Here is a 12,362-nt window from a genome sequence, read left to right on the forward strand (position 1 = left end):
GCCAACGTGACCGGGGTCACGCACTGCAGTCTCGGGGGCAAAACGGGTCACTCTCCTCACGAATCCCACCCCCGAGGCCAAGCCGCCAACGATCCTAAGCGAGTTTGCGGATCGTTTGGACTACTCGGTCAGTGCCTTGCGCAGCCGATCTTCGTTCACCCGCCAGAACGTGTGCTGTTCACCGTCGACGAGTACGACCGGAATCTGCTCCCAGTACTGGTCGTGCAGCGTCTGATCAGTGGAGATGTCCTTCTGCTCCCACCGCGCGCCGACCTCGCCGCACACCCTCTCCACCACGAGCTGTGCGTCATCACACAGATGACAACCGGGCTTGCGAATGAGGGTGACCAGCCGATCCTGGGGCGCCACGGACGGCTTGCGACGGAAAAGTGGACTCATACCGGCCATTGTCCCGCGCCCCTCGACCCGCCCGCGAGCAGTCCTTTAACGGTGGAGTCGCGGAGAGTTCACACCCTCCAAACCTCTCGACTCCGGAACCACCGAACAGACTGGCTATGCTCACGCCATGGCCGCTCTCGGATGGCTCACTCCCCGTAGGCGCTCCGCCACGGCGCGGAGCGTGTTGGCAGGCGAGGCCTCGGCGGAGGCCGCGCGCAAGTCGTCACAGGAGGTCGAGGAGACCTCCACCCCGGAACCGGAGTTCCCGGTACTCGGCGACGACAAGGCAGCCGCCTTCTTCGACCTCGACAACACGGTGATGCAGGGCGCCTCGCTCTTCCACTTCGGCCGGGGCCTGTACAAGCGGAAGTTCTTCGAGACCCGCGACCTCGCCAAGTTCGCCTGGCAGCAGGCCTGGTTCAGGCTGGCCGGCATCGAGGACCCCGAGCACATGCAGGAGGCCCGCGACTCGGCCCTCTCCATCGTCCAGGGCCACCGCGTCTCCGAGTTGATGTCCATCGGCGAGGAGATCTACGACGAGTACATGGCCGAGCGGATCTGGCCCGGCACCCGCGCCCTCGCCCAGGCCCACCTGGACGCGGGCCAGAAGGTGTGGCTCGTCACGGCGGCCCCCGTGGAGATCGCCCAGGTGATCGCCCGCCGCCTCGGCCTGACCGGCGCGCTGGGCACGGTCGCGGAATCGGTGGACGGCGTCTACACCGGCAAGCTGGTCGGCGAACCGCTGCACGGCCCCGCAAAGGCGGAAGCCGTACGCGCGTTGGCCTCCGCGGAGGGCCTGGACCTCTCCCGCTGCGCCGCCTACAGCGACAGCCACAACGACATCCCCATGCTCTCCCTGGTCGGCCACCCCTACGCGATCAACCCGGACACAAAACTGCGCAAGCACGCCCGCCAACTGGACTGGCGCCTGCGCGATTACCGCACCGGCAGGAAGGCCGCGAAGGTGGGCATCCCGGCGGCAGCGGGGGTAGGCGCGGTAGCAGGCGGCACAGCAGCAGCGATCGCGCTGCATCGCCGCCGCCGCTAAAGGGCCTTTGCTTTTGGGGGCGCGGGGAACTGCGCGACAAGCCACGACGCGCCCGCACCCAAAACACAACCATTACCCCCCAGCCCCTCCCTCCAGTCGTCTTGTCGGCACACGGCCACAACACGCCCCGACCCTGACCGGAACTCGATCTCAATCGATCAACAACCGGTCACTCTGCGGTACTTGAGAGGGCATCAATCGGTTACAGAAGCGACGTAATCGATGAATAGAGCAACTGGGTGTAGCAGTGCCTGCACGAAGCGTTATTCTCCTCAGACGCAATCCGGTACCCCTCCGTCGCTACGACGGGTGAACGGTCCCGTACTGCACGTGATGGAAGCTCTGCCTCTGGGAGTCCCGTGTACTCACACGTCGGGGTTGACGCCTCGGGCCTGGCTACGCTGCGCGCGACGGTCAACAACCTCATGCGCTTCGTCCCCACCGCGTACGCCGTCCCCGCCCTTGCCGTAGCCACCGCACCAACCGGCCCGTGCTACGCACTGGCCGAGAGCAGCGCGGCCGTCGGCAGAAGGGGACGCTCGGCCGGCGCGGCCACCACCACTACCGCCCGCCGTCCCGCCGCGGACAGCGACAGCGCCCGGATGATGGACCTCGTGGAGCGCGCCCAGGCCGGCGAGGCCGACGCGTTCGGGCGGCTCTACGACCAGTACAGCGACACCGTCTACCGGTACATCTATTACCGCGTGGGCGGAAAGGCGACCGCCGAGGACCTCACCAGCGAGACGTTCCTGCGGGCGCTCAGAAGGATCGGCACCTTCACCTGGCAGGGCCGTGACTTCGGCGCGTGGCTCGTCACCATCGCCCGCAACCTCGTCGCCGACCACTTCAAGTCGAGCCGCTTCCGGCTGGAGGTGACCACCGGCGAGATGCTCGACGCCAACGAGGTCGAGCGCTCCCCGGAGGACTCCGTCCTGGAGTCCCTCTCCAACGCCGCGCTCCTCGACGCCGTACGCCGGCTAAACCCGCAGCAGCAGGAGTGCGTGACGCTCCGCTTCCTCCAGGGCCTGTCCGTCGCCGAGACCGCGCGCGTGATGGGCAAGAACGAGGGCGCGATCAAGACCCTCCAGTACCGGGCCGTCCGCACCCTCGCCCGGCTTCTGCCGGAAGACGCCCGCTGACCCCGGGCGCCGTCCGCCACGCTCCGCCACTTTCCGCGACACCCAACTCACGGTCAGTTAAAGTCTGTTGACTTCGCGATCCGATCATCCGCAGTCCGTAACCCAAGTGCCGCGCCGCTCGTTGTGCGGGATGCAGGCTCCCTGTGGTCACTCCCTGGCCGACTTCGATCACTCGATCGTGTGCATGCGGTCAGGGCGTGCAACCCTCAGGACCCCCTGGGGAGTCGACCGTCATGACGAGAGGAGGTGCCGCCAGTGATCGCGAACGTATCGGCGCACCGGCGGGCGAACGCCTTCGCCCAGGCCCTGGAGGACGAGTCCGACCGGGGCACGGCGGCCCAAGAGGCCGAAGGACCGGCGCCCGACCCGGCCGCCGCCGAACAGACCGGGAGCGGCCGCATGCTGGCCCTCGCGGAATGTCTCGGCGAGCTGCCGAAGCCGGAGCTGGATCCCGAGGTCAAGGTCGTCCAGCGGGCCCAGCTGGTGGCAGCGTTCGAGGCCATGCTCCAAGAGGGCACCGTCGGGGGCGAGGCAGGCAACGCGGTGCCCGAGCAGCGCTCGCATCGCGCGCGAGGCGCCCACCGGGCAACCGGACTGGGCAAGCTACGACCGCGTTCCCGGCTCACCAAGGGCCTCGCCGCCGGCGGGCTCAGCGTCGGCGTGGCCGCGGGAGCCTTCGGCGGGGTCGCGGCGGCCAGCTCGGACGCCCTCCCCGGCGACTCGCTCTACGGCCTCAAACGCGGCATCGAGGACTTCAAGCTCAACTACCTGTCCGACGGGGACGACGAGCGCGGCGAGGCCTATCTCGACCAGGCCTCCACGCGGCTCAACGAGGCCCGTCGGCTGATGGACCGCGACCGCGGCGGCCAACTGGACCACGAGTCGCTGGGCGAGATCCGCCGCGCGCTGTTCGGTATGCAGCACGACGCCTCGGAAGGCCACCGTCTGCTGCACGAGGCGTACGAACGCGACCCGGGCTCCCTCGGCCCCATCCAGGCCCTGTCCTCCTTCTCGCGCTCGCACCGCGAGGTCTGGGGCGCCCTCCGCGACCGCCTCCCGGTCCAGCTGGGCGACGTCAGTCAGCAGGTGTCGTCGGTGTTCGACGCCATAGACGAAGAGGTCGCGCCGCTCCAGTCCCTGCTCCCCCAACCCCCCGCCCAGGGCGGCGGCACGGGCAACAGACAGGGCGGCTCCGGTACGGCGTCCACGGGCACCTCCGGCTCCGACCGCTCGACGGCCCCGAGCAAGGGCAGCGACACATCCGACGGCGCGGGCACCGGCTCCGGCAGCCCCAGCCACTCCGCCTCGTCCGGCAGCGAGGACGGCCTGCTGGGCGGCAACACCGGCGGCCTCCTGGACCCCCCGGAGACCGGCACCAGCACCTCCACCCCCACCGCCACCCCATCCACCGAGCCGGACGTCACCCTCCCACCCCTCCTCCCCGGCCTCCTGCCCGGCCTGGGCATCAACGAAGAAGACGCAAGCTAGAGACGCCAGTACGACTGTGGGGGCGCCCTTCCTGAGAAGGGCGCCCCCACTGTCGTATCACCGACTAGAAGAACACCGACCGCCGCTGCACCAGCAGCTTGTAGAGCGTGTGCTGGATCTGCTCCCGTACCTGGTCCGTCAGGTTGAACATCAGCATCGGGTCCTCCGCCGCCTCCGGCGGATAGCCGTCCGTGTGGATCGGCTCGCCGAACTGGATCGTCCACTTCGTCGGCAGCGGGATCGCGCCGAGCGGCCCGAGCCACGGGAAGGTCGGCGTCAACGGGAAGTACGGGAAGCCGAGAAGACGGGCCAAGGTCTTGGCGTTGCCGATCATCGGATAGATCTCCTCAGCGCCCACGATCGAGCACGGGATGATCGGGGCACCGTTGCGCAGGGCCGTCGAGACGAAGCCGCCGCGGCCGAAGCGCTGGAGTTTGTAGCGCTCGCTGAACGGCTTGCCGATGCCCTTGAAGCCCTCCGGCATGACCCCGACCAACTCGCCCTGTCCGAGGAGGCGTTCGGCGTCCTCCGCGCAGGCCAGCGTGTGGCCGAGCTTGCGGGCCAGCTCGTTCACCACCGGCAGCATGAAGACCAGGTCCGCGGCCAGGAGGCGCAGATGCCGGCCCGCGGGATGGTTGTCGTGGACGGCGACCTGCATCATCAGGCCGTCCAGCGGCAGCGTCCCCGAGTGGTTGGCGACGATCAGCGCGCCGCCCTCCGCCGGGATGTTCTCGATGCCCTTCACCTCGACCCGGAAGTACTTCTCGTACACCGGCCGCAGCAGCGACATCAGGACCTGGTCGGTCAACTCCTCGTCGTAACCGAAGTCGTCGACGTCGTAGTCCCCGGTGAGACGGCGGCGCAGGAACGACAGCCCACCGGCGATACGCCGCTCGATACCACCGGCACCGTCCTCGTCCTGCGGCCCGACCGGCGGCGGCTGTTCCTCACGCGTCACAGGAACATCATCCTGCGCCGGCGCCCTGCTGGGCAGGGGTTGGACCTCACGGACCAGCGAGGACTCCTTGCGCCGGCTCCCCGCACCGCGCCGCCGCGCCGGCCGCTGCACGGCAGCCCCGCGAGACCTGTCGTCGTCGAACGGAATGACCTTGGCGTCCGCCATCGTTGATGCGCTCCTCAGTTGGCGCTCTGCGTCGGGGGCTGGCTCGGAAGATGGCCGCCGCCCAGGGCGGGCAGCGCGGCGATCCGGTCGACGGCCCCCGCGAGGGCCTCCGGCGGCAGCAGCCCGGGCCCACGGACCCGCGCGAAGTCCGCGAAGGTCTCCGCCGTCGTGTACTTCGGCCGGAAGCCGAGCGTCTCCCGCATCTGGACCGTCGACACGACCCGGCCATGGGTCAGCAGCCGGATCTGCTCGGGCGAGAAGTCCGTCACGCCCAGCGTACGGACCAGCGAGCCCGCCCAGGTGACGGCAGGCAGCAGCAGCGGCACGGTCGGCCGCCCGAGCCGCCGCGAGCACTGCGAGAGCAGCAGCACCCCGTCGCCGGCGATGTTGAAGGTGCCGCTGTTGAGCGTGCCCCGCTCCGGCTCGTGCGAGCCGATGCGCAACACCTCGATCACGTCGTCCTCATGGACGAACTGCAACCGGGGGTCGTACCCGAACACGGTCGGCAGGACCGGCAGCGAGAAGTACGAGGCGAGCGGCGTGTCCGCGCTCGGCCCGAGGATGTTCGCGAACCGCAGCACACACACGGCCACATCGGGCCGCCGCCGCGCGAACCCGCGCACATAACCCTCGACCTCGACGGCGTCCTTGGCGAACCCGCCGCTGGGCAGGGACTTGGGCGGGGTGGTCTCGGTGAAGACGGCGGGATCACGGGGCGCCGACCCGTACACGTTCGTACTGGACTTCACCACCAGCCGCTTGACCGTCGGCGACTTCTGACAGGCACCGAGCAGCTGCATGGTGCCGATGACGTTGGTCTCCTTGACCGTGGTCCGGCTGCCACTGCCGAGCGCCATCGCCGTCACATCCAGGTGTACGACGGTGTCGGCGGCCGTCTCGGCCAGCACGCGCGCGATGGTCGGCTGCCGGATGTCGGCCTGGATGAAGTCGGCACCGCCCAGATGGTGCTCGGGCGGCACGGCGTCTACGGCGATCACCCGGTCCACCCGCGGGTCACGCTGGATGCGTCGGACGAACCGGCCCCCCAGTTGACGGGCCACTCCGGTCACGAGCACGACCTTGCCCAAGATCAGCGCCTTCCTTCCCGCACTCGTCCCCCTGCGTACCCTGCCGCGTTCCCCGTCTGCGGCCAACCTAGCGGGTCGATGTTGCGCTGTGATGACCGCCCAATGCTCGAAGTGACGACATCCACAGTCGTACGACCAGACCAGGCCATGTGAAGGAGTGGTGCACTCCGGGTACGCGTGTGGCCCCCCACCGGGTGTGGTGGGGGGCCACAGTCACACTGCCTGCGCAGCGCCGCTTACTTCTTGTTGCGACGCTGAACGCGCGTGCGCTTGAGCAGCTTGCGGTGCTTCTTCTTGGCCATCCGCTTGCGCCGCTTCTTGATAACAGAGCCCACGACTACCCTCGCTCACTTCTCATCACTCGGTGCTGGGCGCCATGGGCCCATACGACCTACAAGGGGCCAGCCTACCCGCCCGAGCGCTGAGGTCGTAATCGAGGGCGTCGCCGACCGATGATCAGGCGGTTTCCACCCCCACATAACTCTCGCGAAGGTACTCGTGAACCGCTTGCTCGGGGACGCGGAAGGACCGCCCCACCCGGATCGCGGGCAGATGACCGCTGTGCACCAAGCGGTACACGGTCATCTTCGACACTCGCATCACCGAGGCGACTTCCGCCACGGTAAGGAACTGAACCTCGTTCAGAGGCCTCTCGCCAGCTGCAGCCATGACACACCTGAACCTTCCGCACTCGACGGCCACCGGCTTCCCCTTCCGGTGACTCTTCGTCGCTGCGTGCTCACTCCCCAATGTAGGGGCGGGTGATGCGAGTGGGGAAGAGGTGCACCCATCGGCGGCCTACTGTGACAGACACGCTCGATTGAGTACGTAGCGGGTAAGCGGCCGGTAGTAATCAGACCGCACAGCGTCATCAAGTGGAACGACGACGGACACGACCCCTTCGGCCTCCCCCACGAACAACGCGGGATCATCCGTGTCGGCCAGCCCAATGGCCTCAAACCCCAGCTGACCTGCCCCGCAGACCCACCCGTGGTCCCCGATGACAAGCTCGGGCAGGCCCATGCCCTGCTCCGCGGCGACCCCCAGCACGGTCCGAACCGGCAGCGGCGAGTGCGTGTGCACGCCGGTCGCACGACCGGAGCTCAACTCGCCGGGTTCCCGCACCAGCGCGACTCCTCGTACGTAGTCAAGGTTGTACGTACGTAGTCCGAACCGGGTCGTTATGTCGACACAGTGACCCTGCGCTGGGGTGAGAACGGTACATCCCGCCGCCGACAGCGCGTCCGCCAACCCTGCGTAGAAGCCGAGCAGCCGATGCGGATGACCGGTCCCCAGCAACACCGTGGCGCCACGCTCCGCGACAGAACCGAGCCGAGCAGCGAAGGCGTCAAGCGCGATGAGAGTCCGCTCAGGATCGATCACATCATGGCCGGTTGTATGCCCGGGATCGCCAGAAACCCCGCACTTGTCGGCCATCAACTCGATCAAATCCCGCTGCCCCCAGGTCTGCTCGGGATCAAGCCCGATCAGCACCCGAGGATCCCGAGCGGCGAAAAGCCGATAACTCCGCAGACTCTCCTCCCGCGAGGTAGCCACGGTCCCGGCCAGACGAGCAGCCAACAGATGGGCGCGCAACGCGCCGGTGCTCAACACGGGAGCGATGCTGACGGACGCAACCGCCGAACGGCATGGGAACAGGAAAACACCGCACAGTTGGCGTAACAGAAAGAAAACCGCCCCCACCTAGCTACGGCCACCCGCCCCTCCGCCCCAGCTGCAGCAAACCGCGACCCGCCCCAGTTACGCACACCCGCCCTTCCTCCGTAGCTGCGGGCAGTCGTGCCGCTGGGGCGGCACGGGTGGGCGCAGCGGCACCCCGCCAGCGCGGGCAAGCGAAAACCCACCCCCGCCCAGCACCACACCGGGCAGCCACCTACTCAACCGCCCTGACCAGCCCTACGCCAGCAACCCCCGCAACGGAAACACCGCCCGCCGAGTAGCCAGCACCGCCTGATCCAGCCGATCCGCAGGGTCGTACCCCGCCTCCCACCCCGCCCACTCCACCGGCCACCGCCCATCAGTCATCCGCATGGGCGCCAACTGCCGCGTACGCGCGAACACTTCCTGCCGCCAGCTCTCCGGCACCACACTCTTCGGCGCCAACTCCCGCCCCGCAGCGATCCCCACAAGATGCGTCCACGACCGAGGCACGACCTCCACCACCGCGTACCCGCCCCCACCCAACGCCACCCAACGCCCCTCGGCATACGAGTGCGCCAGCTCATGACAGGCCACCTGCACAGCCCGCTGCGCATCCAACGACACCGCCAGATGAGCCAACGGATCCTCGAAGTGCGTATCCGCCCCGTGCTGCGTCACCAACACCTGCGGCCGAAACTCGGCAAGCAGCTCCGGCACCACCGCATGGAACGCCCGCAACCACCCCGCGTCCCCGGTCCCCGCAGGCAACGCGACATTGACCGCGCTCCCCTCGGCCGCCCCGTCCGCCCCGGTCTCCTCGGCCCACCCGGTCTGCGGGAACAACGTCCGCGGATGCTCGTGCAGCGAGATCGTCAGAACCCGCGGATCCTCCCAGAACGCCGCCTGCACCCCGTCCCCGTGATGCACGTCGACATCCACATACGCGACCCGCTCGACACCCAGCTCCAACAACCGCGCGATCGCCAGCGAGGCGTCGTTGTAAATACAGAACCCCGACGCACCCCCCGGCATCGCATGATGCAGCCCACCCGCGAAGTTCACCGCGTGCAGCGCATCCCCCCGCCACACAGCCTCGGCCGCCCCCACGGACTGCCCGGCGATGAGCGCGGACACCTCATGCATCCCGGCGAAGGCGGGATCGTCCAGCGTCCCGATCCCGTACGCCCCGTCCGCCGCCCCGGGATTCTCCGACGCCGCCTTCACGGCCTCGATGTAGTCCTCCCGGTGCACGAGCCGCAGCGTCGACTCCCCGGCGGGCTTCGCGGCCACGACCTCCACGTCCCGGTCCAGCCCGAAGGCCCTCACCAGGCTCCGGGTCAGGGCGAGCCGGACCGGATCCATCGGATGCTCCGGACCGAAGTCATAGCCCGTTACTGCCTCGTCCCACATCAGCTGTGCGCGGCCGCTCATGCCCGCCACCGTATCGGTCCGGTTGAGCGGCGAACGACCGGGCGTACACAAGCGTCACCAGCACCAACACCATCGGCACCAGCATCGCCCCGCGATAACTCCAGGCGTCGCCCAGCGCCCCCACCAACGGAGAACCGATCAAAAACCCCACATAGTTGAAGACATTGAGCCGAGCGACAGCCGCATCGGACGCCCCCGGAAACAGCCGCCCCGCCGCCGCGAAGGTCTGCGGCACCAGCACACACAGCCCCAGCCCCAGCAAGGTGAACCCGAGCATCCCGACCCACGCCCCGGGCGCCACCGCCACCACCGCGAACCCGATCGCGGCCACCACGGCCCCCGCCCGCACCACCATCACGGCCCCGAACCGCCGCACCCCGAAGTCCCCGAGCCCCCGCCCGATCAGGGTGGTGACCATATAGACGTTGTATGGCACGGTAGCCAACTGCTCCGAGCTCCCCAGCACATCATCCAGATACTTCGCACTCCAGTTGGAGACGGTCGAGTCCCCGATGTACGCGAAGGTCATCACCAGACACAGCGGCAGCAGCGCCTTGAAGACCACACCACCCCCGCCGCCGCCGGCCTGCGCATCCACCGGCTCGGGCTCACCGCTGTCGACGTACCACCGACTCCCGACGAAGGCGGCCGGCAGCAGCACGATGACCACCGGCAGATACGACACGAACAACGCCAAATCCCAGTGCGCCCCCACCCACGCCAACGAGGCGCCCACGATCCCGCCCAGGCTGAACACGGCATGGAAGCTGAGCATGATGCTCCGCCCGTACGCCCGCTGCAGACTCACCCCGAGCATGTTCATCGAGGCGTCCAGCGCACCCACCGCGAGACCGAAGGCGGCCAGCGCGATCGCCAGCTCGACCATCGCGTCCCCGGCCCCGACCCCGAGCAGCGCCAACAGCACGACCGGCTGGGCCCAGCGCAGCAGCCGACTCGGCGGTATTCGCTTCACCACCTTCTCGGTCGTGACGCTCCCGACCCCCGCCAGCACCGGTACGGCTGCCAGGAAGGCCGGCAGCAGCGCGTCGGAGATCCCGTACCGGTCCTGGATCGCCGGAATCCGCGTCACCAGCAGAGCAAAGGCGACCCCCTGCGCAAAGAAGCTGAACGCCAACGAGGCCCTACCGCGCCGCAGCACATCTGTCATGGCGGCGAGCGTAGGGCCCCGGACTACTCGTGGGTAGATCCAGCCAAAGATGAATTTCCCTCAGCTTTGACGGTCAAGCCCGTCAGGCGGCGACGGCAACCCCCGCCTTGACGGCTTCCTCGGCCTCAACCCCGGCCTCAGCCCCGGCCTCAACCTCTACGGCGATCATCCGCTGCATGGGCCCGGCGCCCAGCGCCCCACCCACCACCATCCCGAGCACCATCGCACCGACCATGACGACCGAGCCCAACCACACCATGGTGTCCACGGGTACGGTGTACGCCCCCACGATCCGCGCCACGCACTCCGCGAGCAGCACCACACCCCACACCACGGAGAAGACCCGCTCGGCCCGCCGGAAGTCCGCCGAAGCCGAACTGAAGGCGGTACCACCCAGGAGCCGCTCCCACGCGGCCTGCTTGGCCGCGTCCGCCTTGACGAGGAAGGGCTGGAGAGCGGCCGTCATCATCGGCCGCCCCAGCACCACCGACACCAGGATCCCGATCCCGACCGTGCTGCTGACCGCGCTGTCCTTGGCCAGCATCAGCCGCGGATCCCCCGAGACAAAGCTGAGCAGCAGCGACACGACGTTCACGACCAGGATGAGCCCCGCGAGCCCGTTGGCCTTCCGCTCCCGGATCGCACACCACACCGTCCGACCGGCAGGCACCACACTGCTCCAGGCCAGGGCGGCGAAGGTGCTCATCCCGAAGGCTTCCCGGAAGAGGTAGTACGACCCGACAGGCACCGCCACGTCCAGGACCAGGGGGCGGAAGGGGTTCTGCTTGCTCGTACTCGTCGTCGTCATGCCCTCAGCTTCTCGTCCGCGAGGGGTCCCCCAGTAGAAACGATCGTCCGGAGCTAGCCATGACAAATGTCAGGCGCGAGATCACCGAAGCAGATGGACCAAGTCCCCCATGTCCGAGAAGAGTTGAGTGGCACCGGCGAGCTTGTCGGCGGGCGTCATGGCGGTGAACCCGTACACATCCATCCCGGCCGCCACAGCCGCCTGGACCCCCAGCGGACTGTCCTCGACGACGACACACCGCTCCGGCGCCACCCCCATCCGCTCGGCGGCGTACAGGAACAGATCCGGCGCCGGCTTACCCCGCCCCACATCCTGCGAACTGAAGATCCGCGACTCCCCGAACCACCGGTCCAGCCCGGTCGTCCGATGCCCCACCCGAATCCGCTCGTGACTCCCGGACGACGCCACGCAGTACGGCACTCCGGCCCCCGCCAGCTCCTCCAGGACATCCACCGCACCGCCCACGGGCTTCAACTCCCGCTCGAACGCGTCAAACACCCGCCGGTGAAAGACGTCGTCGAACTCCGCCGGCAACCGCTCCCCCGTACGCTCCAGCACCAGATCATGGATCCGATGCATCGCGGACCCCATGTAGTCCCGGATGGAGTCCTCGTACGAGGTCGGGTGCCCGAGCTCCGTCAGATAGGCGGCCAGCAACCGATTGGAAATCGGCTCGCTGTCCACGAGGACACCGTCGTTGTCGAAGATCACCAGGTCATAGCGCATAACCTTGAGCCTAAACGCAGAAAACCCCGCACCGAACCGGTGCGGGGGTTTTCTCAAAATTTGTTCGGCGGCGTCCTACTCTCCCACAGGGTCCCCCCTGCAGTACCATCGGCGCTGTAAGGCTTAGCTTCCGGGTTCGGAATGTAACCGGGCGTTTCCCTCACGCTATGACCACCGAAACCCTAATGGTTTCGAGCGAACAAGCACACTCTGTAGTTATTAGTGATGCGTTCTGCTCAAAAAACCGGCAACGGTCGTTGCCTCAGAACTAACACAGTGGAC

General features: G+C 68.2%; 13 protein-coding genes and 1 rRNA gene. 3 read left to right on the forward strand and 11 right to left on the reverse strand.

Translation table 11 applies throughout. The annotated features are described in order from the left end of the window. Window positions 1-120: 120 nt before the first annotated feature. Window positions 121-408, reverse strand: a complete 288-nt coding sequence (locus OG885_RS20160; RefSeq protein WP_399966884.1) for a glutaredoxin family protein — start codon at window positions 406-408, stop codon at window positions 121-123. A gap of 118 nt (window positions 409-526) precedes the next feature. Here OG885_RS20160 and OG885_RS20165 point away from each other — a divergent pair, with 118 nt between their 5' ends. The 3 genes from OG885_RS20165 to OG885_RS20175 all read left to right on the forward strand — a co-directional run bounded on the left by OG885_RS20165 (window position 527) and on the right by OG885_RS20175 (window position 4,074). Beyond that, window positions 527-1,447 (forward strand): HAD family phosphatase, encoded by a 921-nt coding sequence (locus tag OG885_RS20165; RefSeq protein ID WP_194083959.1) that lies wholly within the window; start codon window positions 527-529, stop codon window positions 1,445-1,447. A 359-nt stretch (window positions 1,448-1,806) separates the two neighbouring features. Next, window positions 1,807-2,586: an ECF subfamily RNA polymerase sigma factor, BldN family gene (locus tag OG885_RS20170; protein WP_399966885.1), complete on the forward strand. Its 780-nt coding sequence runs from the start codon at window positions 1,807-1,809 to the stop codon at window positions 2,584-2,586. Window positions 2,587-2,841: 255 nt separating this feature from the next. Further along, the gene (locus OG885_RS20175; RefSeq protein WP_405733468.1) at window positions 2,842-4,074 is read left to right on the forward strand and encodes a DUF5667 domain-containing protein; all 1,233 of its coding nucleotides are present in this window, start codon (window positions 2,842-2,844) and stop codon (window positions 4,072-4,074) included. Between the two features lie 64 nt (window positions 4,075-4,138). Here OG885_RS20175 and OG885_RS20180 read toward each other — a convergent pair whose 3' ends face one another. The 10 genes from OG885_RS20180 to rrf form a co-directional block, all read right to left on the reverse strand. After that, complete coding sequence (locus OG885_RS20180) at window positions 4,139-5,197, reverse strand: lysophospholipid acyltransferase family protein (protein WP_405733471.1); 1,059 nt, start codon at window positions 5,195-5,197, stop codon at window positions 4,139-4,141. A 14-nt stretch (window positions 5,198-5,211) separates the two neighbouring features. Further along, complete coding sequence (locus tag OG885_RS20185) at window positions 5,212-6,285, reverse strand: NAD-dependent epimerase/dehydratase family protein (protein ID WP_399966888.1); 1,074 nt, start codon at window positions 6,283-6,285, stop codon at window positions 5,212-5,214. 236 nt (window positions 6,286-6,521) lie between these two features. After that, on the reverse strand, window positions 6,522-6,620 hold the full coding sequence (locus OG885_RS20190) for a 30S ribosomal protein bS22 (RefSeq protein WP_003948845.1): 99 nt from the start codon (window positions 6,618-6,620) through the stop codon (window positions 6,522-6,524). A 121-nt stretch (window positions 6,621-6,741) separates the two neighbouring features. After that, complete coding sequence (locus OG885_RS20195) at window positions 6,742-6,954, reverse strand: helix-turn-helix domain-containing protein (RefSeq protein WP_004984898.1); 213 nt, start codon at window positions 6,952-6,954, stop codon at window positions 6,742-6,744. Between the two features lie 129 nt (window positions 6,955-7,083). Continuing rightward, on the reverse strand, window positions 7,084-7,899 hold the full coding sequence (locus tag OG885_RS20200) for a phosphatase (RefSeq protein WP_405733475.1): 816 nt from the start codon (window positions 7,897-7,899) through the stop codon (window positions 7,084-7,086). Window positions 7,900-8,202: 303 nt separating this feature from the next. After that, window positions 8,203-9,378, reverse strand: coding sequence for an acetoin utilization protein AcuC (locus tag OG885_RS20205; protein ID WP_405733478.1), 1,176 nt, complete (start codon window positions 9,376-9,378; stop codon window positions 8,203-8,205). After that, window positions 9,329-10,546, reverse strand: a complete 1,218-nt coding sequence (locus OG885_RS20210; protein ID WP_405733481.1) for an MFS transporter — start codon at window positions 10,544-10,546, stop codon at window positions 9,329-9,331. The genes OG885_RS20205 and OG885_RS20210 overlap by 50 nt, the downstream gene beginning before the upstream one ends. A gap of 82 nt (window positions 10,547-10,628) precedes the next feature. Beyond that, window positions 10,629-11,354 (reverse strand): VC0807 family protein, encoded by a 726-nt coding sequence (locus OG885_RS20215; protein ID WP_405733484.1) that lies wholly within the window; start codon window positions 11,352-11,354, stop codon window positions 10,629-10,631. 81 nt (window positions 11,355-11,435) lie between these two features. Next, window positions 11,436-12,080, reverse strand: coding sequence for an HAD family hydrolase (locus tag OG885_RS20220; protein WP_405733487.1), 645 nt, complete (start codon window positions 12,078-12,080; stop codon window positions 11,436-11,438). A 62-nt stretch (window positions 12,081-12,142) separates the two neighbouring features. Then, window positions 12,143-12,259, reverse strand: a 5S ribosomal RNA gene (gene rrf, locus OG885_RS20225). Window positions 12,260-12,362: the final 103 nt, after the last annotated feature.

This window comes from Streptomyces sp. NBC_00028, assembly GCF_045041065.1.
Taxonomy (GTDB): domain Bacteria; phylum Actinomycetota; class Actinomycetes; order Streptomycetales; family Streptomycetaceae; genus Streptomyces.

Bases quoted from the DNA above. Each gene is read 5' to 3' on its own strand.
- OG885_RS20160 (WP_399966884.1), bottom strand. From the start codon at position 408: ATGGCCGGTATGAGTCCACTTTTCCGTCGCAAGCCGTCCGTGGCGCCC.
- OG885_RS20165 (WP_194083959.1), top strand. From the start codon at position 527: ATGGCCGCTCTCGGATGGCTCACTCCCCGTAGGCGCTCCGCCACGGCG.
- OG885_RS20180 (WP_405733471.1), bottom strand. From the start codon at position 5,197: ATGGCGGACGCCAAGGTCATTCCGTTCGACGACGACAGGTCTCGCGGG.
- OG885_RS20195 (WP_004984898.1), bottom strand. From the start codon at position 6,954: ATGGCTGCAGCTGGCGAGAGGCCTCTGAACGAGGTTCAGTTCCTTACC.
- OG885_RS20205 (WP_405733478.1), bottom strand. From the start codon at position 9,378: ATGAGCGGCCGCGCACAGCTGATGTGGGACGAGGCAGTAACGGGCTAT.
- OG885_RS20210 (WP_405733481.1), bottom strand. From the start codon at position 10,546: ATGACAGATGTGCTGCGGCGCGGTAGGGCCTCGTTGGCGTTCAGCTTC.
- OG885_RS20215 (WP_405733484.1), bottom strand. From the start codon at position 11,354: ATGACGACGACGAGTACGAGCAAGCAGAACCCCTTCCGCCCCCTGGTC.
- OG885_RS20220 (WP_405733487.1), bottom strand. From the start codon at position 12,080: ATGCGCTATGACCTGGTGATCTTCGACAACGACGGTGTCCTCGTGGAC.